The organism is Rhodoferax sp. OV413 (genome assembly GCF_900104385.1).
Taxonomy (GTDB): domain Bacteria; phylum Pseudomonadota; class Gammaproteobacteria; order Burkholderiales; family Burkholderiaceae_C; genus Rhodoferax_B.
Map to the genome: position 1 here is coordinate 704,036 of NZ_FNJA01000001.1, position 21,303 is coordinate 725,338.

General features: G+C 63.2%; 20 protein-coding genes. 9 read left to right on the top strand and 11 right to left on the bottom strand.

Annotated features, from left to right (window positions below; translation table 11 throughout):
- Positions 1–23: 23 nt before the first annotated feature.
- Positions 24–1,367, bottom strand: a complete 1,344-nt coding sequence (locus BLT66_RS03260) for a dicarboxylate/amino acid:cation symporter (RefSeq protein ID WP_092755673.1) — start codon at positions 1,365–1,367, stop codon at positions 24–26.
- Positions 1,368–1,622: 255 nt separating this feature from the next.
- Between BLT66_RS03260 and BLT66_RS03265 the strand changes: the two genes are divergently transcribed.
- Complete coding sequence (locus BLT66_RS03265) at positions 1,623–2,486, top strand: LOG family protein (protein WP_092755675.1); 864 nt, start codon at positions 1,623–1,625, stop codon at positions 2,484–2,486.
- On the opposite strand, the gene BLT66_RS03270 is transcribed toward BLT66_RS03265, so the two are convergent.
- The 5 genes from BLT66_RS03270 to BLT66_RS27365 form a co-directional block, all read right to left on the bottom strand.
- A complete protein-coding gene (locus BLT66_RS03270) occupies positions 2,464–3,651 on the bottom strand; it encodes an MFS transporter (RefSeq protein WP_092755677.1) in 1,188 nt (395 codons plus the stop codon). The two genes, BLT66_RS03265 and BLT66_RS03270, sit on opposite strands and share 23 nt — an antisense overlap.
- The gene (locus BLT66_RS03275; RefSeq protein ID WP_092755679.1) at positions 3,648–4,964 is read right to left on the bottom strand and encodes a DNA recombination protein RmuC; all 1,317 of its coding nucleotides are present in this window, start codon (positions 4,962–4,964) and stop codon (positions 3,648–3,650) included. The genes BLT66_RS03270 and BLT66_RS03275 overlap by 4 nt, the downstream gene beginning before the upstream one ends.
- Positions 4,965–4,973: 9 nt before the next feature.
- Entirely contained in the window at positions 4,974–5,960 is a 987-nt protein-coding gene (locus tag BLT66_RS03280) for a 2-hydroxyacid dehydrogenase (RefSeq protein WP_092755681.1), read from the bottom strand.
- Positions 5,957–7,153 carry a nicotinate phosphoribosyltransferase gene (gene pncB / locus BLT66_RS03285; RefSeq protein ID WP_092755683.1) on the bottom strand — a complete coding sequence of 399 codons (1,197 nt, stop codon included), beginning with the start codon at positions 7,151–7,153 and terminating at the stop codon, positions 5,957–5,959. Before pncB ends, BLT66_RS03280 begins: the two co-directional genes overlap by 4 nt.
- Before the next feature lie 138 nt (positions 7,154–7,291).
- Positions 7,292–8,875, bottom strand: coding sequence for a methyl-accepting chemotaxis protein (locus BLT66_RS27365; protein WP_092755685.1), 1,584 nt, complete (start codon positions 8,873–8,875; stop codon positions 7,292–7,294).
- Positions 8,876–9,132: 257 nt separating this feature from the next.
- Here BLT66_RS27365 and BLT66_RS03295 point away from each other — a divergent pair, with 257 nt between their 5' ends.
- The 5 genes from BLT66_RS03295 (at position 9,133) to BLT66_RS03315 (ending at position 13,742) form a co-directional block, all read left to right on the top strand.
- A complete protein-coding gene (locus tag BLT66_RS03295; RefSeq protein WP_092755687.1) occupies positions 9,133–10,131 on the top strand; it encodes a sugar ABC transporter substrate-binding protein in 999 nt (332 codons plus the stop codon).
- A gap of 177 nt (positions 10,132–10,308) precedes the next feature.
- Positions 10,309–11,268 (top strand): ABC transporter permease, encoded by a 960-nt coding sequence (locus BLT66_RS03300; protein WP_092755689.1) that lies wholly within the window; start codon positions 10,309–10,311, stop codon positions 11,266–11,268.
- Positions 11,268–12,062, top strand: a complete 795-nt coding sequence (locus BLT66_RS03305) for an ATP-binding cassette domain-containing protein (RefSeq protein ID WP_092755690.1) — start codon at positions 11,268–11,270, stop codon at positions 12,060–12,062. The genes BLT66_RS03300 and BLT66_RS03305 overlap by 1 nt, the downstream gene beginning before the upstream one ends.
- 10 nt (positions 12,063–12,072) lie before the next feature.
- Positions 12,073–12,525 carry an RbsD/FucU family protein gene (locus tag BLT66_RS03310; protein ID WP_092755692.1) on the top strand — a complete coding sequence of 151 codons (453 nt, stop codon included), beginning with the start codon at positions 12,073–12,075 and terminating at the stop codon, positions 12,523–12,525.
- Positions 12,522–13,742, top strand: a complete 1,221-nt coding sequence (locus BLT66_RS03315) for an ROK family transcriptional regulator (RefSeq protein WP_092755694.1) — start codon at positions 12,522–12,524, stop codon at positions 13,740–13,742. The genes BLT66_RS03310 and BLT66_RS03315 overlap by 4 nt, the downstream gene beginning before the upstream one ends.
- Here the strand turns inward: BLT66_RS03315 and BLT66_RS03320 are convergent.
- Positions 13,739–14,647 (bottom strand): LysR family transcriptional regulator, encoded by a 909-nt coding sequence (locus tag BLT66_RS03320; protein ID WP_092755696.1) that lies wholly within the window; start codon positions 14,645–14,647, stop codon positions 13,739–13,741. The two genes, BLT66_RS03315 and BLT66_RS03320, sit on opposite strands and share 4 nt — an antisense overlap.
- Positions 14,648–14,767: 120 nt before the next feature.
- Between BLT66_RS03320 and BLT66_RS03325 the strand changes: the two genes are divergently transcribed.
- Positions 14,768–15,382: an FMN-dependent NADH-azoreductase gene (locus BLT66_RS03325; RefSeq protein ID WP_092755698.1), complete on the top strand. Its 615-nt coding sequence runs from the start codon at positions 14,768–14,770 to the stop codon at positions 15,380–15,382.
- Here the strand turns inward: BLT66_RS03325 and BLT66_RS03330 are convergent.
- Positions 15,379–16,329: a histone deacetylase family protein gene (locus BLT66_RS03330; protein WP_255406743.1), complete on the bottom strand. Its 951-nt coding sequence runs from the start codon at positions 16,327–16,329 to the stop codon at positions 15,379–15,381. The genes BLT66_RS03325 and BLT66_RS03330 overlap by 4 nt on opposite strands.
- Before the next feature lie 199 nt (positions 16,330–16,528).
- Here BLT66_RS03330 and BLT66_RS03335 point away from each other — a divergent pair, with 199 nt between their 5' ends.
- Complete coding sequence (locus tag BLT66_RS03335) at positions 16,529–17,083, top strand: phasin family protein (RefSeq protein WP_092755702.1); 555 nt, start codon at positions 16,529–16,531, stop codon at positions 17,081–17,083.
- 297 nt (positions 17,084–17,380) lie between these two features.
- On the opposite strand, the gene BLT66_RS03340 is transcribed toward BLT66_RS03335, so the two are convergent.
- A complete protein-coding gene (locus BLT66_RS03340) occupies positions 17,381–18,328 on the bottom strand; it encodes a patatin-like phospholipase family protein (RefSeq protein WP_092756990.1) in 948 nt (315 codons plus the stop codon).
- A 108-nt stretch (positions 18,329–18,436) separates the two neighbouring features.
- Here BLT66_RS03340 and BLT66_RS03345 point away from each other — a divergent pair, with 108 nt between their 5' ends.
- Positions 18,437–19,180, top strand: coding sequence for a hypothetical protein (locus BLT66_RS03345; protein WP_092755704.1), 744 nt, complete (start codon positions 18,437–18,439; stop codon positions 19,178–19,180).
- A gap of 118 nt (positions 19,181–19,298) precedes the next feature.
- Here BLT66_RS03345 and BLT66_RS03350 read toward each other — a convergent pair whose 3' ends face one another.
- Both BLT66_RS03350 and BLT66_RS03355 read right to left on the bottom strand, forming a co-directional pair.
- Positions 19,299–20,801 carry a tripartite tricarboxylate transporter permease gene (locus BLT66_RS03350; protein WP_092755706.1) on the bottom strand — a complete coding sequence of 501 codons (1,503 nt, stop codon included), beginning with the start codon at positions 20,799–20,801 and terminating at the stop codon, positions 19,299–19,301.
- Positions 20,801–21,295 carry a tripartite tricarboxylate transporter TctB family protein gene (locus tag BLT66_RS03355; RefSeq protein ID WP_255406744.1) on the bottom strand — a complete coding sequence of 165 codons (495 nt, stop codon included), beginning with the start codon at positions 21,293–21,295 and terminating at the stop codon, positions 20,801–20,803. The genes BLT66_RS03350 and BLT66_RS03355 overlap by 1 nt, the downstream gene beginning before the upstream one ends.
- Between the last annotated feature and the right edge of the window lie 8 nt (positions 21,296–21,303).

Sequence of the window (21,303 nt, forward strand, 5' to 3'; positions counted from 1 at the left end):
TATTTTTATCTAAGTTTACAAGGCTATGCGGTATTGCCCATCTTGGCGGTCTTTTGGTCGAGCAGCACCTCGGGTTCGTTGGCTTCGACCCAGGACTCGTTGTTCAGCGCCGCATTCAGGCGCTCGGTATCCAGGTCACCGGTCCACTTGGCAACCACCAGGGTGGCCACGCCGTTGCCGATCAAGTTGGTCAGCGCACGGGCTTCGGACATGAAGCGGTCGATGCCCAGGATCAGCGCCAGCCCGGCCACCGGCACATGGCCCACCGCCGACAAGGTGGCGGCCAGCACGATGAAGCCGCTGCCGGTTACGCCGGCCGCGCCCTTGGAGGTCAGCAGCAGCACCAGCAGCAGCGTGATCTGGTGCGAGATGTCCAGAGGCGTATTGGTGGCCTGGGCGATGAACACCGCGGCCATGGTCAGGTAGATCGAGGTGCCGTCCAGGTTGAACGAGTAGCCGGTGGGGATCACCAGGCCGACCACCGACTTCTTGGCGCCCAGGTTTTCCATCTTCTCCATCATGCGCGGCAGCACCGATTCGCTGGACGAGGTGCCGAGCACGATCAGCAGCTCTTCCTTGATGTACTTGATGAACTTGAGGATGCTGAAGCCATGCAACCGCGAGACGATGCCCAGGATCACCAGCACGAAGATCAGGCAAGTCAGGTAGAAGGTGCCCATCAGCTTGCCCAGCGAGAACAGCGAGCTGATGCCGTATTTGCCGATGGTGAAGGCCATGGCGCCGAAGGCACCGATGGGCGCCACCTTCATGATCACGCCGACGATGTCGAACATGACGTGCGAGAACTTCTCGATAAAGTCAAACACCAGGGTGCCGCGGCCGCCGAACTTGTGCAGCGCAAAGCCGAACAGCACGGCAAACAGCAGCACCTGCAGGATCTCGCCCTTGGCAAATGCGTCCACCACCGACGAGGGGATCACATTGAGCAAAAAGTCGGTCGTGCTGGCCATCTTGCCCGGGCCGGTGTAGGCGGCAATGCCCTTGGTGTCGAGGGTGGAGGCGTCGACATTCATGTTCGCGCCTGGCTGCACCAGGTTCACCATCACCAGGCCGACGATCAGCGCCAGCGTGCTCATGATTTCAAAGTACAGCAGCGCCAGGCCGCCGGTCTTGCCGACCTTCTTCATGTCTTCCATGCCGGCGATACCCACCACCACGGTACAGAAGATGATGGGGGCAATCAGCATCTTGATCAGCTTGATGAAGCCGTCGCCCAAAGGCTTCATCTCGGCACCCAGCTCGGGGCGGAAATGCCCCAGCGCAATACCGAGGGCGACCGCCACCAGCACCTGCAGGTAAAGAGACTTGTAGAAGGGTTTTTTGGGAGTGGATGCGTCTGCTCGCATGGCTGGCCTTTCAGAGGGAGAGAAGGACTTACGCAGCCCCCGAAGAGCATGCCAAAAGCGCTGCGCCCGAGGGCTGCGTAAGTCGTGGAGACAAAAAAACCGCGTTGCCCAAAGGCTTGCACGCGGTAGACACCACTGTAGTCTTGCGACGCCGGAGTACAAGTGTGGGAAATACAGTAAGACAACTAAGGGTTTACCCCAAATTCCTCACCCACGCGACCGCAAATCGTCATGTTTTAGGCAGACAATGGACCTATGGAAAACACCGACAAACTCAACGACCGTAACGTCGCCCTGGCCTGGGCCGATTTGCAAGCCCACTCCGCCAACGGCCAGACCCTGGATGCCGACGCCTACCGCCTGGCCTTCTCCGACCCCGAGTTTTTGCTGCGCCGCGAGACCCGCGGTATCCGTTTCCAGCTGGAGATGCTCAAGCCCGATTTGGCCCAGCAAGCCCAGGGTATTGAAAACACCGTGGTCGTTTTCGGTAGCGCCCGCTTCCCGGCCCCTGAGGACGCCCAGCGCGAGCTGGCCGCAGCCCAGGCCAGCGGTGATGCCGCCGCCCTGAAGGTGGCCGAGCGCCGCATGCGCAATGCCCATTTTTACGACCAGTCGCGCCTGTTCGCCCGCCTGGTAGCCAACTACAGCGCCGACCGCCCGACGGCCGAACGCCTCTACATCTGCACCGGCGGCGGCCCCGGCATCATGGAAGCCGCCAACCGCGGAGCCCATGAAATGGGTGCGCTGAACGTAGGCCTGAGCATCGCCCTGCCCCACGAGCAAAGCGGCAACCGCTATGTATCGCCCAGCCTGAACTTCAAGTTCCACTACTTTGCGCTGCGCAAGATGCATTTCATGATGCGCGCCAAAGCCCTGGTGGCCTTCCCTGGCGGCTTCGGCACGCTGGACGAATTGTTTGAAGTGGTAACCCTGGTCCAAACCGGCAAGACCAAGGCCGTGCCCATCATCCTGTACGGCACAGACTACTGGAAGAACCTGCTGAATTTCGACGTGCTGATCGAAGAAGGCGCGATCTCGCCCAACGACCTCAAGTTGTTCACCTACGTCGACACACCGCAGGAAGCCTGGAACGCCATCAAGGCGTTTTATCAGCTGTAAAAGACGCCTTCTTGAGCAGCCAGGCGGCGCGCGAGCCGCCGCCGACCAGTGCCCCCACCACCCAGAACAGGCCGGCCACGCCCACCGCGGCGCTGGCCACGCCGAACAGCAAGGGCATCACCACGCTAGACGCGTTGATGCTCATCAGCCGCAGGCCCAGCGCCTCGCCGTGCCGGTGTTCGGGGGTGATCTGGTGCAAGGTGCTCATGATCATCGGCTGCACCGAGCCCAGCGCCAGGCCCAGGAAGATCGAGCACACACCCATGGTCGCTGCGCTCGTCAGCAGCGGGTACAGGCCAAACAGCAGCGCCGTGGCCCACATGGCGCCCGTGATCACAGCCCATTCGCGCAGCCGCTCAGCCACCAGCGGCATGGCCATGCGCACCACGGCAGCGGCAATCGCAAAAGCGCCAAGGATGGAGCCTATAGTGGACGCACTCAGGCCGCGCTCGTGGCCCAGGATGGGTACGACAAAGGTATGCACGTCCCAGCAGGATGACAGAAACCAGTTGACCAGCAGCAGCCGGCGCAGCACCGGGTCAGCCAGCAGGTCCCAGACCCGGGGCTTGGCGGCGCCCGCCACCGGGTGGATGGGCGGTAGCTCTTGCACATGGCGGACCAGCAGCCAGGTTGCAATCGGTAGCACCGCCATCAAGGCAAAGGCTGCACGAAAGCCCGATGTATCGCCAGACGCAGCACCCGCATAGTCGATCATCAGCCCGGCGCTGAACGGACCGATGAAGTTAGACAGCGCCGGCCCCAGCGCCAGCCAGCTGAAGATCTGCTTGAGCTGGGTCGAGCCCTCGGCCGCGCGCCCCACATGGCGCTGCAGCGCGATCACCGCCACCCCGGTGGCGCCGCCAGTCAGCAACGCGCTCAGGCACAGCACCGGATACACAGGAAAAGCCGCCGCCAGCGCAGCCCCCACCACCGCCATCACCACGCTGCCGGTCACCGGCTTGCGCAGCCCATGGCGGTCCGCATAGCGGCCGGCGGGCAAGGCCAGGAATACCTGGGTCAGGGCAAACAAGGCCAGCAGAAAACCCACCGCCAGCCCGCTGAAGCCGGCCTTCAGCGCCAGCAGCGGCGCGGCCAGGCGGATGCCGGTCATGCAGGCATGCAGGCAAATTTGCGCGGCGATCAGTCGGGCCAACGCTGGGTTCATGCCTCGTCGCTCTCTGCGGTGAGCGGCAGCAAGGCCTGGGCCTCGGCATCGGGCAGCGCCTCGACCACCTTCAGCGCGCGGCGCATCTGGCGGGTGCGGGTATCGGCCTTGTCCAAGGTGTCGGAGGCTTTTTGCACCTGTTCGCGGATGCGCGCCACCCACTCGCCGTAGCGCTCGAACTCAGTCTTCACCGCGCCCAGCACCTTCCAGACTTCGGATGCCTGCTGCTCCAGCGCCAGGGTGCGAAAGCCCATGTGCAAGCTGTTCAGCATGGCCAGCAAGGTGGTCGGGCCGGCCAGGGTCACGCGGTAGTCGCGCTGCAGGCTGTCCATCAGGCCGGGGCGCCGCAACACCTCGGCGTACAGGCTCTCGATGGGCAGGAACAGGATGGCGAAGTCGGTGGTGTGCGGCGGCGCCAGGTAGCTCTCGGCAATCGATTTGGCCTCGGCACGAATGCGCGCCTCCAAGGCCTTGGCAGAGGCCTCTACGGCCAACGCGTCGCTACGCTCATGCGCGTCCAGCAGGCGCTCGTAGTCATCGCGCGGGAACTTGGCGTCTATCGGCAGCCAGACCGGCGCGCCGTCGGCACTGCGGCCCGGGAAGCGCACCGCAAAGTCGACGCGCTGATTGCTGCGCGGCTTGGTTTCTATCTGTTTGCCGTATTGCTCAGGCGTCAGCACCTGCTCCAGCAGGTTTTCCAGCTGCACCTCGCCAAACATGCCGCGGGTTTTGACATTCGTCAGCACCCGCTGCAGGTCGCCCACACCCTGGGCCAGGGACTGCATTTCGCCCAGGCCTTTGTGTACCTGCTCCAGCCGGTCGGCCACCTGCTTGAAGCTCTCGCCCAGGCGGGCCTCCAAGGTGTTCTGCAGCTTCTCGTCCACCGTCTGGCGCATCTCGTCGAGCTTGGCGGCATTGCTTTGCTGCAGCTGCAGCAGCTGGGCTTCCAGCGTGGCGCGCACCTCGCCCATGCGCCGGGCATTGGATTCGCCCAGGGCCTGCAGCTGGGTGCTGAGGGTATCGCTGAGCGAACGCTGCAGCACAGCCAGTTGCTGGGCCAGCGCGTCGATCTGGGTGTTCTGGGTGCGCGTGGCCTCGGCGCTTTGCTGCACCAGGGTGCGCTGGAAGGTGGCCAAGGTGCCGCCCAGCTCCTGCCGGTCGGCCCGCGAAGATTCGCGCAACTCCCGGTCCAGGCGCTCCAGCCGCTCCATGGCGGCGTTGTCGGCAGCCGGTGGCTTGCGCAGCAGCAAGGCCAGCAGCAGCGCCAGGTTCAATACCGCCAGCGCCAGCAACCCCCAATCGGTCAATCGCATGGATGCTACTTATTTGCTAGCTACCTGCGCAGCATTGATGGGCGTCAGAGCCTTGTTTTTTATTAAAAACCCGACCAGGTTGTCGGCCGCCAACCGGGCCATGGCGGTGCGCGTGGCCACGGTGGCGCTGGCGATGTGCGGGGTCAGCACCACGTTCGGCACCGTCAACAGATCGGGATGCACCTTGGGCTCGCCCTCGAATACGTCGAGACCGGCTGCGGCGATGCGGCCTTCGCGCAAGGCCGCGGCCAGGGCTGCGTCGTCGACGATGCCGCCGCGGGCGATGTTGATCAGCGTGGCGGTGGGCTGCATCAGCGCCAGCTCGGCCGCACCAATCGTGTGGTGCGAGGCGGCCGAATACGGCACCACCAGCACGACGTGGTCGGCGGTCTTCAGCAGCTCTTCTTTGGAGACAAACCGGGCTTTGCATTCGGCCTCGGTGGCGGCGTCCAGCTGCGAGCGGTTGTGGTAAATCACGTTCATGCCAAAGCCGTGGGCGCCGCGCTTGGCGATGCCCTGGCCGATGCGGCCCATGCCGATGATGCCCAGGGTGCTGCCATGCACTTCGGCACCGGCGAACATGTCGTAGCTCCATTTCTTCCACAGGCCGGCGCGCAGGAAATGCTCGCTCTCGCAGACCCGACGGGCCGTGGCCATCAGCAGCGCAAAGCCGAAGTCGGCGGTGGTTTCGGTCAGCACGTCGGGCGCATTGGTGGCCAGCACGCCGGCCGCGCTCATCGCGTCCACGTCGAAGTTGTTGTAGCCCACGGCCATGTTGGCGCAGATGCGCAAGCCCGGGCAAGCGGCCAGCAGCTCTGCGTCGATGCGTTCGCTGCCGGTGGTGAAGGCGCCAACCTTGCCCTGCAGGCGGGCGATCAGCTCGGCCTTGGTCCAGGATGCGTCGTCCTGGTTGGACTCGACTTCAAAGTGCTGCTCGAGATAGGCGATGGTGGCGGGGAAAATTTTGCGGGCAACAAGGATCTGGGGTTTGGTCATGGAGGGGTCTCGATTTCAAAAACCTGGCGCAGGTAGGCAACGTATTTTTCGTCTTCGCACATATTCTTGCCCGGCGAGTCGGACAGCTTGGCCACCGGCTGGCCATTGCAGTGGATCATCTTGATGACGATCTGCAGCGGCACATGCGCGGGCGGGTCGCCCATATCGTTGGTCAGATTCGTGCCTATGCCGAAGGCCAGCAGGCAACGGCCGCGGAACTGCTGGTACAGCTGGATGGTGCGCGGCACGGTCAGGCCGTCGCTGAAGATCAGGGTCTTGGTCAGAGGGTCGACGCGGTTGTTTTTGTAGTGGGCCAGCAGGCGCTCGCCCCAGTCGAACGGGTCGCCACTGTCATGCCGCGCGCCGTCGAACAGCTTGCAGAAATACATGTCGAAGTCGCGCAGGAAGGCGTCCATGCCGTAGACATCGCTGAGCGCGATTCCCAGGTCGCCGCGGTATTCCTTGGCCCACATCTCGAAGCCGAACACCTGGCTGTCGCGCAGCCGCGGCCCTAGCGCCTGGCAGGCCTGCAGATATTCGTGGGCCATGGTGCCCAGCGGGGTTAGTCCTAATTTCATAGCAAACAGCACATTGCTGGTGCCCGCAAACTGCCCTTTTGCACCCACACCCAGGCGGGCGACCAGCACCCGCAGCACTTCTTCGTGCCAGGCCTTGCTGAAACGCCGGCGGGTGCCATAGTCGGCAATCTTGAGTTCGGCCAGGCCGTCGCCGCGCAGCTGCTGGATCTTGGCGTCGAGCCGGCGGCGTCCTTCGATGAAGTCGGGCACCGGCTGGGTGTTGCGGAAGTAGACCTCGTTGATGATGGCCAGCACGGGGATTTCGAACGCAATGGTGTGCAGCCACGGGCCCTGGATGGAGATGTCGATCTCTCCGGTCGGCAAGGGGGTGACGGTGATGTATTTTTCGTTCAGCCGGAACAGGCCCAGAAAGTCGACGAAGTCGCTTTTGATGAAGCGCATGGAGCGCAGGTAGCCCAGCTCGGCATCGCTGAAACGCAGGCTACACAGCGAGCGGATTTCATCCCGGATCTCGGCCACGAAGGGCGCCAGGTTCACCCCGGGGTTGCGGCATTTGAAGCGGTACTGCACCTGGGCGGCCGGGAACTGGTGCAGCACGACCTGCATCATCGTGAACTTGTAGAGATCGGTGTCGAGCAGGCTGGTGATGATCATAAGAAGCGTGGCGGTAAGCCCAAACGACGCAAGAACAGAGAAGAGCCACAAAGTGTAGGGGATTCGGCGACGCTTCCACGGTCTTGCATCGACGCCCTTGGCGCCTGCACGGTCTATTGCCGGCCAAGGCCGGCGGCTTCAGCCGCTGAAGCCCAGGGCCGGCGCGCCGCCATGGGCGCCCTCGCCTTCGCGCAGCTTGAACACCGCCACCACCTGCACCAGCGCATCCGACTGCATGCGCAGGCTGTTGGCGGCCGCGGCCATCTGCTCCACCAGTGCAGCGTTTTGCTGGGTCGCCTGGTCCATCTGGTTGACGGCCTCGCCGACCTGGGCCACGCCGAGAGACTGCTCGTTGCTGGCCGCACTGATCTCGCCCATGATTCCGGTGACCCGGCGGATAGCGTCCACCACCTCGGCCATGGTGGCGCCCGCCTGGTCGACCTGGGCCGTGCCCTGGGCCACCCGCTCCACGCTGGTGTGGATCAGGTGCTTGATTTCCTTGGCGGCATCCGCAGAGCGGCCGGCCAGGCTGCGCACCTCGGAGGCCACCACCGCGAAACCGCGGCCTTGCTCACCCGCGCGGGCGGCTTCAACAGCCGCGTTCAGCGCCAAAATATTCGTCTGGAAGGCGATGCCGTCGATCACGCTGATGATGTCGGCAATCTTCTTGCTGCTGTCGTTGATGCCCTTCATGGTTTCGACCACCTGGCCGACGGCTTCGCCGCCGCGGACCGCGACCCGGGATGCGCTCATGGCCAGCTCGTTTGCCTGGCGCGAGCTGTCGGCGTTTTGCCGCACGTTCGAGCTCAGCTCTTCCATCGAAGCCGCGGTTTGCTCCAGCGCGCTGGCCTGGCTTTCGGTGCGCGCACTGAGGTCGTCGTTGCCCTGGGCGATTTCGGCACTGGCCGTGGCTACGGTGTCCGAGCCCGAGCGCACGTTCGCCACCACCCGCACCAGGCTGGACTGCATCTCACGCAGGCTGGTCAGCAGCTGGCCGACTTCATCGGCGCGCTGGTCGTCAATCTGCGCAGTCAGGTCGCCGGCCGCCACCCGGCGCGCGATCCCCACGGCATCGCCCAAGGGCCGGACGATGCCGCGCGAGATATGCCAGGCTGCTGCTGCGGCCAGCAGAAACGTGAGCACAAAGGCCACGCCAGCTGCCCCCACCAGGGTGCGGTGCTGTGCATCGCTGCTGGACAGCGCAGCCGCCAGATTGGCGTCCTGTATTGCCACCAAGTGGCTGATGGACTCCAGCCATTGGTCTTGCAGCGGGCCCAGCTTGGTCACCAGGATGGTGGCCGCGGTATCGGGCCGGAAGTTGGAGGCGTACTCCTCGGCCTTCTGCAAAGGCTCGATGGTTTCCTGCTCCAGCTTGACGGCCCGCGCCAGATCCGCCTGCTCCTCTGCCGTCGGCTCCAACTGGGCGAAGCGGGCCAGGTTTTTCTTGTACAGCTCTTGCCAGCCGCGCAGGGCCAGCACTTCTTTCTTCATCTCGTCTACATCGGAGCGCAAGCCAATATTGCGGGCTTGCAAGCCCTGGCGAAACACCGCGTCGCGCATAACTCCCGCAATCTCACGGCGCTCTTTGGCACGACTCAAAGCCTCGTCGAAGCTGGCGCGGCTCCGCGCATCCACCACAAAAGTGACCGCCAGCACCAAGGCGGGCAAGGCCAATGCCAGGCCTACCGCGAGGTAAAGGCGGTGCGATATCTTGAAAACCATGCTGTTCCTTCGGAGTTGCAGACGCGTGGTGAAACAAGCCAGTTCCACCGAGCAAGAGCCATAAAAAGCGAGTTGCGCACCATTTGTGTAACGCAATGCAACTATCTCTCCAAAGATCAGCGGCCGATCCTAGGGTTTTCGATAACTAAAACAAATTGATTTAGTAACTATAGTTCGCTGCCACCCAGAAATAGCTTTCGCATTTCTACGGCACCTGCCCTCACCGAACCCTTGTTCATTCCTCTTTCGGAGACAACATGAAGAAATCCACCGCTTCCCTGGTTTTGACCGCCATCGCTTTTGCTGCCAGCAGCGTCTACGCTGCAGAGCCCGTCATTGGCCTGATCACCAAGACCGAGACCAACCCCTTCTTCGTCAAGATGAAAGAAGGTGCACAGGCCGAAGCCAAGAAGCTGGGCGCCAAGCTAATCAGCGCCGCCGGCAAGGCCGACGGCGACAACGCAGGCCAGGTCACCGCCATCGAAAACATGATTGCCGCCGGTGCCAAGACCATCCTGATCACCCCCAATGATTCCAAGGCGATCTTGCCCAGCATCAAGAAGGCCCAGGCCCAAGGCGTGATGTTCATTGCCCTGGACAGCCCGACCGACCCGATCGAAGGCACGGACGCACTGTTCGCTACCGACAACTACAAGGCCGGCGTGCTGATTGGCCAATACGCCAAGACCGCCATGGCCGGCAAGCCTGCCAAGATCGCCACGTTGGACCTGTTCCCCGGCCACCCCGTGGGCGCGCAACGCCACAACGGCTTCATGTCCGGCTTTGGCCTGGCAGCTGCCGATGCCAAGAGCAATGAACTGTCCAAGACGGCAGAAATCGTCTGCATGGCCGACAGCTTTGGCGACCAGGCCAAGGGCCAGACCGCGATGGAAAACTGCTTGCAAAAGAACCCTGATATCAACCTGGTCTACACCATCAACGAACCCGCTGCTGCTGGCGCATTCCAGGCGCTGAAGGCTGCCGGCAAGGAAAAAGGCGTGATGATTGTGTCGGTGGACGGTGGCTGCGCCGGCGTGAAGAACGTCAAGGCCGGCATGATTGCCGCCACCTCGCAGCAATACCCACTGAAGATGGCCAGCATGGGCGTGGCCGCAGGCGTGGCATTCGCCAAGGACGGTAAAAAAGTGGCCGGCTACACCGATACCGGCGTGACCCTGATCACCGACCACCCACAGAAGGGCGTGGACAGCAAGGACACCAAGGTCGGTATGGACCTGTGCTGGGGGAATAAGTAAACACCCCCAGGCTGCAGCGCTTCGCGTCTTTCGCCAACCCCCTTGCAGGGGGCGATACCAGTGGCCTGGCTAAGCCAGTTACACGGTATCTCTGGGGTGATCCGTTCCCACCTTCACGGGTGGGAACGTGATTAAACGCTCTGGCACCCTATTTTCCCAACCCAACCAAAGGCCGCCATGTCCAGCCTCAAAGAAAAACTACCACCCATCGGCACCCTTGGGCCTTTCATCGCCCTGCTGATTGCGTGCACCTTCTTCGCCAGCCAGAACGAACGTTTTCTGTCGGCCAACAATTTTTCGCTGATCTTGCAGCAGGTCATGGTGGTGGGTGTCATCGCTATCGGCCAGACCCTGATCATCCTGACCGCCGGTATCGACCTGTCTTGCGGCATGGTGATGGCTTTGGGCGGCATCGTCATGACCAAGGTGGCGGCTGACTTCGGCCTGCCCGCTCCTATCGCCATCCTCTGCGGCATCGGTGTGACCGCCTTGTTCGGCCTGCTCAATGGCCTGCTGGTGACCCGCATCAAACTGCCACCTTTTATCGTCACCCTGGGTACGCTGAACATTGCGTTCGCCATTACCCAGCTGTACTCCAACGCCCAGACCATGACCGATGTGCCACCACTGATGACGGTGCTGGGCAATACCTTCCAGATCGGTGGAACCTCCATCGCCTACGGCACGGTGCTGATGCTGATGCTGTACCTGGGCATATGGTTTTATCTGCGCGAAACCGCCGCCGGCCGCCATGTCTACGCCGTGGGCAACAACCCCGAAGCCACCCGCTTGACCGGTATCCCTACCGAGCGCGTCTTGCTCGGCGTATATGTGCTGGCCGGCATCTTCTACGGCATTGCCTCGCTGCTGTCGGTAGCCCGCACAGGTGTGGGCGACCCGAACGCCGGCCAGACCGAAAACCTGGACGCCATCACCGCCGTGGTGCTGGGCGGCACCAGCCTGTTTGGCGGCCGCGGTGTGATTCTGGGCACCTTGGTCGGCGCCGTGATTGTGGGTGTGCTGCGCAACGGCCTGACGCTGATGGGTGTGCAGTCCGTGTACCAGGTGCTGATCACCGGTATCTTGGTGATTCTGGCGGTCGCAATTGACCAGTTGTCGCGCAAAGGAGGCCGTTAATGTCTGTCGATCAAAAAATCGTGATGCGGGCCACCGGCCTAGTCAAACGCTATGGCCAGGTGACTGCCCTCGACGGCGCCGACCTGGAGCTGCGCCAAGGGGAAATCCTGGCGGTCATCGGGGACAACGGTGCCGGCAAGTCCTCGCTGATCAAATGCCTGTCGGGTGCCACCATTCCGGATGAAGGCCAGATCCAGCTGGACGGCAAGACCATCCACTTCAAGAGCCCGATGGACGCGCGCCAGGCCGGCATTGAAACCGTTTACCAGGACCTGGCCGTGGCCGCTGCCATGTCGATCTCGGAAAACCTGTTCCTGGGCCGCGAAATCCGCCGCCAAGGCTTTGCAGGCAACGTGCTGCGCATGCTCGACAAGAAGAAGATGCTGGAAGAGAGCATCTCCCGCATGCGCGATCTAAAGGTCGGCATCCGCTCAATGACGCAGGCGGTCGAAACCCTGTCCGGCGGCCAGCGCCAGTGCGTGGCGGTATCGCGGGCGGCAGCCTTTGCCCAGCACGTGGTCATCATGGACGAGCCCACTGCCGCACTGGGCGTGAAGGAGGGCAATATGGTGCTGGACCTGATCCGCCGGGTCCGCGACAAAGGTCTGTCGGTGATTCTGATCTCGCACAACATGCCGCATGTATTCGAAATTGCCGACCGTATCCACGTGGCCCGCCTGGGCAAACGCGGCTGCGTATTGAATCCGCAGAAGATCAGCATGGCTGACACCGTGGCCGTCATGACCGGTGCGATCCGGCCGGACGAGCTGCCCGCCGAGTCGCTGGCGCACTGAGGACATAGGCATGCTCAAAGGAATAGACCCCCTGCTGACGCCCGACCTGCTCAAGGTGCTGGCCGAGATGGGGCACGACGACGCCGTGCTGTTGGCCGATGCCAACTTCACCGCGATGCGACTGGCTGCCGGCAAGCCGGTATTGCACCTGCCCGGCAGCAGCATGCTGCGGGCGGTGCAAGCCGTGGCTTCGGTGCTGCCGCTGGCCAGCGACGTGGAAAGCCCGGTCGCTTTCATGCAGGTGTCCGGCACCACCCCGCCGTACCGCTCCGGCCTGCAACGCGAAGTACTGGATATGCTGCAGCCCAGCCTGTTACCAGGTCAGCAGCCCGAGTCCATCGAGCGTTTTGCTTTCTACGAAAGAGTGCAAAGCATCTACGCCATCGTGTTGACGGGTGAGCTGCAGCCCTTCGGCAACTTCATTCTGCGCAAAGGGGTGATCGGCGAAAATTTACGCCCATGACTCCCCCCAGCGCCCTCTCGTCCACCCCGCCTCTGCTGCGCCCGCGCGGCTCCAACCATGTGGGGATGCGCCAGTTCAACGAGCGGGTGGTGCTACAGGCCATTCGGCAGCACGGCAGCCTACCCAAGGCCGAGCTGGCACGCCTGACCAGCCTGACGGCACAGACCATTGGCCTGATCACCACCCGGCTGGAAGAAGACGGCCTGCTGATCCGGCATTTGCCGCTGCGCGGCCGCATCGGCCAGCCCTCGGTGCCGCTGGCGTTGAACCCGGACGGTGCGTTCTCCATCGGCATCAAGATCGGCCGGCGCAATACCGACTGGCTGCTGGTGGACTTCACCGGCCAAGTGCGCCAGCGCCTGACCCTGGCCTATGCATTTCCCGATGCGCAAACCCTGCTGCCCGCCCTGTCCCAGCACCTGAACACCTTGCGCGATGCGCTCGGCCCGCTGGGCCCGCGGCTGGTAGGCATAGGCGTGGCCGCACCGTTCCAGATGGGAGGCTGGCACAAGATGCTGGGCTTGTCCGAAGCCCAGTCCACCGACTGGAATGCCATCGACCTGGGCGCCGAGGTACAGGCCATGACCGATCTGCCGGTGAACTTTGCCAAAGATGTGTCCGCCGCCTGCGTGGCCGAACTGGTCTCCGGGCGTGGCCGGGATCTGAAGACTTTTCTCTATCTGTTCATCGATACCTTTGTCGGCGGCGGCCTGGTCATCAATTCGCACCTACATGGCGGCCTGCACGGCAACGCCGGGGCGGTGGCCTCTTTGCCCATGCACCTGCCGCACACGCCGGGCACAGCCCCCGAACAGTTGGTGGTCCATGCCTCGCTCTGGGAGCTGGAGCAGCGTTTGCTGGCCCAGGGCCTGGACCCCACGGCGGCTTACGACGACCGTGCCTTGCTCGCACCTTTCGCCACCGAAACCCATGCCTGGGTAGCCCAGGCTGCCTCGGCCCTGGCCCATTGCGTGCTCAGCGGCACGGCGTTTCTGGACCTGGAAGCAGTGGTGATTGACGGCTCCTTGTGCCGGCCTTTGCTGGAACTGCTGCTGGAGCGCACCCGGCTGGCGCTGGCAGACTACAACTGGGAAGGCCTGTGGCGCACCACCTTGGTGGCCGGCAGCATAGGCTCGGACGCTCGGGCTCTGGGCGGTGCATTGCTGCCACTGCACGCCAACTTCGCACCCGACCGGGATTTGTTCTTGAAGGCTTAGGCCATCAGATCGCCTCCCACCGCGCGTTCTTCCAGAAAATCCAGAAACCGCCGTACCGCCGGCACCATGCCGCGCCGCGACGGAAACACCGCGTGGAACACCCCGGGGCGCGGTGCCCAGCCCGGTAGCACCGGCACCAGCTGGCCCAGGCGTAGCTCTTCGGTGCACATATAAGCAGGCAAGATGCTTATCCCCGTGCCACCCAGCACCGCCAGCTTGAGGGTGAGCAAATCATCGGCCACATAGCGCGGCTGGTGTTGCACGGCATGCACCTGGCCGTCCGGCCCCAGCAGATGCCATACCGCCCGCCCCTCGGTGGCCGACATGCTGACCGAGTCCAACCGGGCCAGGTCATCCACCGTGGCCGGCCGGCCCTGGCGCTCCAGCTGCTGTGGGCTGGTGACCAGCAAAGAATGCGTCGACCCGAAGCTCTTGACCACCAGGCTGCCGCTGTCCTCCAGGGTGGGGCGCACCCGCAGAGCCACGTCCACCCCCTCCTCCACCAGATCAACCACCCGGTTGCTGACCCGCATGTCCACCTTGACCAGTGGATAGCGCGCCAGGAACAGCGGTATCACCTCGCCCAGCGTGGTTTGTGCCAACGTGACCGGGCAGGCCACGCGGATGGTGCCACGCGGTTCGGTTTGCGCCTGGGCCACGGCATCGGCCGCGGCGTCGGCTTCGTCGCGCATGGCCATGCAATGGCGATGGTAGATCTCGCCCACCTCGGTCAGTGACAGTTTGCGGGTGGTGCGCTGCAGCAGGCGCACGCCCAACCGGGCCTCCAGCTCGGCCACCCGGCGCGACAGGCGCGATTTAGGCAGGCCCAGCGCCCGCCCGGCAGCCGCAAAACCGCCACGCTCCACCACCTCGGCAAAGTAAGCCATGTCATTGAGATCTTGCATTTGTGGCTCCATTGTTCCACCAGTAGAACGATGCATCGCATTTTCACCCACTTATCAGCCCATTGTGAAGCTGGAACAATCCATCCATCGCCTTTCAGGCTTCAACTCCCAAGACATTCCATGAAACTGCTCCACATCGACTCCAGCATCCTCGGCTCCAACTCCGTCACCCGCACCCTCACCGCCCAGATCACCGCGCAGTGGCAAGCCAGCCACCCCGGCACCACCTTAGAGCAACTGGACTTGGCCGTGGCCACGCCCAGCCATTTATCGGCCGAATCGCTGGGCTTTCGCCTGCCGGCTGCCGATGACAGCCTGACGCCCGTGCAACGCGCTGAAAACGCGATTTCGGAACAGCTGGTGCAGCAGTTTCTGGCCGCCGACGTGATCGTCATCGGCGCCCCGCTGTACAACTTCACCATCCCCACCCAGCTCAAGGCCTGGATCGACCGCATCTGCCAAGTGGGCCGCACCTTCAAGTACACCGAAAAAGGCCCTGTGGGCCTGGCCGGCGGCAAGACCGTGATCGTGGCGCTGGGCCGCGGCGGCGTGTATTCGGCCTCCGAAGGCGGCCGTGCCATGGAACACCAAGAAAGCTACCTCAGCGTGGTGTTTGGATTCCTGGGCATCACGGACGTACGCTTTGTGCGCGCCGAAGGCCTGGCCATGGGTCCCGATGCCAAGGCTGCAGCATTGGCTTCGGCCGAGCGCGAAATCGAAGCCCTAGCGGCCTAAGCTACTCTTGCCCGCCAGCGGCGGGCATATTCCACGGCAACGGTATAGGTGTTGATCTGCACCTGTACCGTTTCTTCTATCTGCACACCGTAGCCGCCGGCCATCGCAAAGGCCAGCGGCACACTCCGCTGCCAGGCCCAGTCGAAAACGCGGCGATCGCGGGCTTGCAGGCCGTCAAACGTCAGTTTGAGCCGGCCCAAGCGGTCGCCTTCAAATGGGTCGGCGCCCGCCAGGTAAATCACCAGGCCGGGCTCGAAGCGCTGCGCCAGCTGGTCCAGCGCAGTCTCCAGCGCTTCCATATAGGCATCGTCGGCACAGCCGTCGGGCAGGTGCACGTCCAGGTCACTGGCTTCCTTACGAAAAGGAAAGTTCTTTTCCCCGTGCAGCGACAAGGTAAACACACTGGCGTCGTTCTGAAAGATCTGCGCCGTGCCATTTCCCTGGTGCACATCCAGATCGACCACCGCCACCTGCAGAGGTTTGCGGTGCGGACCGTGGGCACGCCCCCACTCGGCTTGCGCGACGCGGGCCGCCACCGCCGCGTCATTGAAAACACAAAACCCACCACCTTTGTCGGCCGAGGCATGGTGCGTGCCGCCCGCCATATTGGCCGCAATGCCCTGCCCGCCCATGACCGCCCGCACTGCCGCCACGGTCGCCCCCGCAGAACGGCGTGACCGCTCCACCATGGCGTCGCTCCAGGGGAAGCCAATCTCGCGCATCGCCTGCGGCTGCAAGGTCTGGATACTGCCGTCGGCTATCTGCCGTATGTAGGCAGGATGGTGGGCCAGGGCCAGCTCGCCGTCGCTGGCGCGCGGAGCCTCCAGCATCTGCACCTGCGGCAACTCCTGCGCCACCCGGTCGCGCAGCATGCGGTACTTGGCCATGGGGAAACGGTGGCCCTGTGGCAGGGGCAAAACATAGTGGTCCGAATAGAAAGCGTGCACGGCGTATATGTCTCAGTGATGGATTAGCTGGTCGATAGAGTCGAATCACTAATATGCTGCAGCGCAGCAAAAGCCTATTGCAAGCTCTGGTAGACGGCCTATAATTTAATCCATGCTGCACTGCAACATAAACCGGCCCAGGCCAGTCACAGCGCAGATATTGGATCTTATTTTTGTTTTTTATTAATCGGAGATTTATATGCTGACTGCTGAACAAGTTCTGGCTTCCCACAAGGCTACCGTTGAAACCCTGTTTGGTCTGACGACCAAGGCTTTCGAAGGCGTCGAAAAGCTGGTGGAACTGAACCTGACCGCTTCCAAGGCTGCCCTGTCTGAAGTCGCCACCCATTCGCAAGCTGTTCTGAGCGTGAAAGACGCACAAGAACTGCTGGCTCTGCAAGCTGGCCTGCTGCAGCCTCTGGCTGAAAAGACCGCTGCTTACAGCCGTCACCTGTACGACATCGCCCAAGGCACGAGCACTGAATTCGGCAAGGCTATCGAAGGCCAAACCGCTGAAGCCCAGAAGAAGATTGCTGGCTTGATCGAATCCGCTACCAAGAACGCACCTGCTGGCTCCGAGTCCGCCGTGGCTGTTCTGAAGAGCACCGTGACCGCCGCCAACAACGCTTTTGAATCGGTTCAAAAGGCTGTGAAGCAAGCTTCCGACGCTGCTGAAGCCAACTTCAAGGCTGTTGCCGCATCTGCTGTGACCGCTGCTGGCAACACCGCCGCTGCTGCCACCAAGAAGCGTTAATTCCAAAGGTTGACCCTGGCTTTTTGCCTAGCCCGGATAGACAATGACCTTTTGAAACCTCGGTTTCGCCAGTTGTCTCCTCGGGTCCTTTCGATGCCATCAGGCTCAGGGATCCCTTCAAAGCCCCATCTTCGGACGGGGCTTTTTTTTCGTCTGCTATTAATGGCTCACCCCCAGGCTGCAGTGCTGCGCACTTTTCGCCCACCCCCTTGCAGGGGGCAACACCAGCAGCCTGGCAAAGCCAGTTCTGCGGTGTTTCTGGAAGGGCTCGTTCTGCCTGTAGCCTGGGGCAAATAGCTACCGACTCTTCGCCAGCAGCGCTGCCTGCAGCTGCGGCAACAGCTGCAGCATCGCCGCCCGCCCGGCCAGAATCGAACGGCGCCGGGCCGCAAAATCAGCGCTCTTGATGCCTAGCAGCGACGGGCGCACCACCACATCGGCGTCGCGCAGCTCGTAGGTGTTGATGCTTTTGCCCATGATGGCAAAGGTTTGCAGCAGGATCTGCAGTGTGTCGTTGGCCAGATTGCCCTCGGGCGCGCTAGAGATATCGACAGCAATCACCAGCTCGGCGCCCATCTGGTGCGCAAACCGCACCGGCACCGGCGACACCAGGCCGCCGTCCACGTACTCATGCGTACCGATCTTCACCGGCTGGAACACCGCGGGCACTGCGCTGGACGCGCGCACCGCCGTGCCGGTATCCCCGCGCTGGAACAGCACGGCCTCGCCGCTGTTCAGGTCGGTGGCCACAATGCCCAGGGGCAGCGGCATGGCTTCGATCGGCCGGTTCGCCACCTGGGCGTTGACGTAGCGGGCCAGCGCATCGCCGCGCAGCATGCCGCGGCTGAAGATCGGCAGAGTCCAGTCGGTGAACGCGGCCTCCTCCATGGTCTCGGCGACCAGCTGCATCTGGGCACCGGTCTTGCCACTGGCATACAGCGACGCCACCAGGCTGCCCGCCGAGGTACCCACCACCAGGTCCGGCCGGATGCCCGCCTCTTCCAATACCTGCAGCACGCCCACATGGGCAAAGCCGCGGGCTGCACCGCCGCCCAGGGCCAGGCCTATGCGCGGCAGGCGCTTGGCGACAGGCGGATTGACCGTCGGCGGCTGGTTGACCTCGACCGGCGCCGTGGCACAGCCGGCCAGAAACACCGCTACAGCTAGCAGCCCGCCGGCCCGCCAGCCCAGGCCACGGCCTGCTTGGAATGGGTTGAAAAAATACCGTGTTGTTTGTTGTGTCATTGCCGCTACCGTATCTGTCGCAGATAAATCTTTCATGTACCGCCAGGTACCGATGCGGGTATTCTCGCCGGCCCGCAGCAGCCCAATCTGGCCGACAATCGGCTCGCCATGCTGCAACGCCTCAACGCCCACACCCTGCTACTGTTTGGACTGCTGGGCGTCGCGGCCGGCTGGTGGAGCCAGGGCAGCCTGCCCGCCCACCAACGGCTGGCACCGGCCACGCTGACCGAGCCGCTGCAGACCGCCACTGCCAGCGCCGCCTTCACGGCCCGCGTTGGCCAGGTCGACTACCGCATCACCCCACGCTACGACTACGAACTGGTGGGCCTGGTGGTCAGCCGGCACGACTCCGACGCCTGGTGGGACTGGATCCACGCCGCCAGCAACGACCACCTGAACGTGGTCGACCTGTGTGTGGTGTGGGGCGCCAATGCGGCGGCCGGTGCCTATGAGCGCATGGCCTTTTCCAGCGGCCAGTTCGTCTGCTACTTCAGCACCGACAGCGATGAGATCTGGCGCCCCGACTATGTGCGCGCGCTATCGAACAACCACCTGCTGACCGATTCGCCGCGCATTGCCCGCCAGCTGCGCGGCATGCAGGTGGGCGATCAGATCCGCCTGCGCGGCAGCCTGGTGGAATACGCGCACAACGCCGGCTTCGCGTTCTTCAGAGGCACGTCGACCAGCCGCGACGACACCGGTAGCGGTGCCTGCGAAACGATTTTTGTGCGCGAAGCCAGCGTGCTGCAGGCAGCACCCGCCTGGCCGCGCTGGCTATCGCGCCTGGGCTGGGCCTTGCTGGTCATCGGACTGGTACTGCTGTGGAAGCAGCCGCACCGGGCGCGCGACTGATTACTATCAAAAATATAGCTGCTGGCGCAGGTAGTATTTGCGCTAGAAGGCATTTTTGTATAAAAAAAGACCGGGCACTTTGCAGTGCGCCGGTCTTTAGGCAGTAGCAGATCAGGGCTTAGTTCAGCACGATCTTTTTCTTGGCGGTCAGTATCTTCAGCAGCCGCGGCAAGAACAGCACCGACAGCACCACGATTAGCAGGGTCAGCGACATCGGGCGTTCCAGGAAGATGCTCCACTTGCCTTCGCCGATGGACAGCGCATTGCGCATCTGGGCTTCGGCCAGCGGGCCCAGGATCATGCCGACCACCACCGGTGCGGTCGGGAAGTCGAAGCGCCGCATCACCACACCCAGCAGGCCGATACCGTACAGCAGCACCAGGTCGAACGCGCTTTGGCGCATGCCGTAGACGCCGACCGTAGCGAAAATCAGGATACCGGCGTACAGCTGGGGCTTGGGAATCTTCAGCAGCTTGACCCACAGGCCGACCATGGGCAGGTTCAGCACCAGCAGCATCACGTTGCCGATGTACAGCGAAGCGATCAGCGCCCAGACCAGGTTGGCGTTGGTGTCGAACAGCTGCGGACCAGGCTGGATGCCGTAGTTCTGGAACGCGCCGAGCAGAATCGCCGCGGTGTTCGAGGTCGGGATGCCCAGGGTCAGCAGCGGGATCAGCGTGGCGGTGATGGCCGCATTGTTGGCGGCTTCGGGGCCGGCCACACCTTCGATGGCGCCGGTGGTACCAAACTCTTCCTTGTTCTTGGAGATCTTCTTCTCGACCGCGTAGCTCAGGAAGGTCGGAATCTCGCTGCCGCCGGCCGGGATCGTGCCGAACGGGAAGCCGATGGCGGTGGCGCGCAGCCAGGCTGGCCAGGAGCGCTTCCACTCGGCCTTGGTCATGTGGACCTTGCTCATGGGGTTGGCGGTTTCTACCGTGCGGCCTTCGTACATCACGTTGTACAGGGCTTCGCTGACGGCGAACAAGCCGACGGCGATCAGCACCACTTCCAGGCCGTCCATCAGCTCCGAGACACCACCGGTGTAGCGGGCCGAGCCGGTCAGCTGGTCCAGCCCGACCAGGCCCATGGCCAGGCCGATGAACAGCGAAGTCAGGCCGCGCACCGTGCTCTTGCCCAGCACCGCGCTCACCGTGGTGAAGGCCAGCAGCATCAGCATGAAGTATTCGGGCGGGCCCAGGCGGATCGCGTAGGTGGCCACCAGCGGCGCAAACAAGGTCACCAGCACGGTGGCGATGGTGCCCGCCACAAACGAGCCTATGGCGGCCGTCGCCAGGGCGGCGCCGGCACGGCCATTCTTGGCCATCTTGTTGCCTTCCATGGCCGTGACCATGGAGCCCGATTCACCCGGCGTGTTCAACAGGATGGAGGTGGTCGAGCCACCGTACATCGCGCCGTAGTAGATGCCGGCAAAGAAGATCATCGAGGCCGTGGCCTCGACCTTCACGGTGATCGGCAGCAGCATCGCTACTGCGGTAGCCGGGCCGATACCGGGCAGCACGCCAATGGCCGTGCCCAGGGTGCAACCCACCAGCGCCCACAGCAGGTTCACCGGCGTACCCGCCGTGATGAAACCCTGCAATAAATTGTTCCAAATATCCATTACAACCATCCCGTCTGCGTCAAGCCAGGCAAATTGATGGCCAGCAGTTGCGTAAACATCCAGTACACCGGCGCGGCAATCGCAAAGCCCACCGCACCGTCCACCACCCAGGAGCGCAGGCTCATATCGAGCCGGCCTTCGGCCGATTTAAAGCCACGCACCGCCAGCACAAAGCACAGGGTGCAGCTCAAGATGAAACCGATGGTGGTGATCAAGGCGGCGTTGAGCAAGATGCCCACCGACACCCACACGAAGGCGGGCCAGTCGGCCCGCTCTCCGCCGGACGGCTCTTCCATGAAACGGAAGCCGCCGGACTGCGACTCCCACACCAGCAGCGCGCCGAACAGCATCAGCGCCACCGCCACCACCCAAGGCAGAAAGTTGGGGCCAACGCCGGAGTAGCCCGCATCGGACTTGATGTCCAGGGCCCCCACGGCCATTGCCACACCCACAGCCGCGGTGCCCAGACCGATCAAGGTCTGGGAGGTTTTCATAGACTGAG

Excerpts from the sequence above, each read along its gene's own strand:
- BLT66_RS03320 (WP_092755696.1), bottom strand. The coding sequence starts at position 14,647 with ATGCAAGATCTCAATGACATGGCTTACTTTGCCGAGGTGGTGGAGCGT.
- BLT66_RS03275 (WP_092755679.1), bottom strand. The coding sequence starts at position 4,964 with ATGCGATTGACCGATTGGGGGTTGCTGGCGCTGGCGGTATTGAACCTG.
- BLT66_RS03315 (WP_092755694.1), top strand. The coding sequence starts at position 12,522 with ATGACTCCCCCCAGCGCCCTCTCGTCCACCCCGCCTCTGCTGCGCCCG.
- BLT66_RS03305 (WP_092755690.1), top strand. The coding sequence starts at position 11,268 with ATGTCTGTCGATCAAAAAATCGTGATGCGGGCCACCGGCCTAGTCAAA.
- pncB (WP_092755683.1), bottom strand. The coding sequence starts at position 7,153 with ATGATCATCACCAGCCTGCTCGACACCGATCTCTACAAGTTCACGATG.
- BLT66_RS27365 (WP_092755685.1), bottom strand. The coding sequence starts at position 8,875 with ATGGTTTTCAAGATATCGCACCGCCTTTACCTCGCGGTAGGCCTGGCA.
- BLT66_RS03265 (WP_092755675.1), top strand. The coding sequence starts at position 1,623 with ATGGAAAACACCGACAAACTCAACGACCGTAACGTCGCCCTGGCCTGG.
- BLT66_RS03260 (WP_092755673.1), bottom strand. The coding sequence starts at position 1,367 with ATGCGAGCAGACGCATCCACTCCCAAAAAACCCTTCTACAAGTCTCTT.
- BLT66_RS03300 (WP_092755689.1), top strand. The coding sequence starts at position 10,309 with ATGTCCAGCCTCAAAGAAAAACTACCACCCATCGGCACCCTTGGGCCT.
- BLT66_RS03280 (WP_092755681.1), bottom strand. The coding sequence starts at position 5,960 with ATGACCAAACCCCAGATCCTTGTTGCCCGCAAAATTTTCCCCGCCACC.
- BLT66_RS03310 (WP_092755692.1), top strand. The coding sequence starts at position 12,073 with ATGCTCAAAGGAATAGACCCCCTGCTGACGCCCGACCTGCTCAAGGTG.
- BLT66_RS03345 (WP_092755704.1), top strand. The coding sequence starts at position 18,437 with ATGCTGCAACGCCTCAACGCCCACACCCTGCTACTGTTTGGACTGCTG.
- BLT66_RS03325 (WP_092755698.1), top strand. The coding sequence starts at position 14,768 with ATGAAACTGCTCCACATCGACTCCAGCATCCTCGGCTCCAACTCCGTC.
- BLT66_RS03270 (WP_092755677.1), bottom strand. The coding sequence starts at position 3,651 with ATGAACCCAGCGTTGGCCCGACTGATCGCCGCGCAAATTTGCCTGCAT.
- BLT66_RS03340 (WP_092756990.1), bottom strand. The coding sequence starts at position 18,328 with ATGACACAACAAACAACACGGTATTTTTTCAACCCATTCCAAGCAGGC.
- BLT66_RS03350 (WP_092755706.1), bottom strand. The coding sequence starts at position 20,801 with ATGGATATTTGGAACAATTTATTGCAGGGTTTCATCACGGCGGGTACG.
- BLT66_RS03295 (WP_092755687.1), top strand. The coding sequence starts at position 9,133 with ATGAAGAAATCCACCGCTTCCCTGGTTTTGACCGCCATCGCTTTTGCT.
- BLT66_RS03355 (WP_255406744.1), bottom strand. The coding sequence starts at position 21,295 with ATGAAAACCTCCCAGACCTTGATCGGTCTGGGCACCGCGGCTGTGGGT.
- BLT66_RS03335 (WP_092755702.1), top strand. The coding sequence starts at position 16,529 with ATGCTGACTGCTGAACAAGTTCTGGCTTCCCACAAGGCTACCGTTGAA.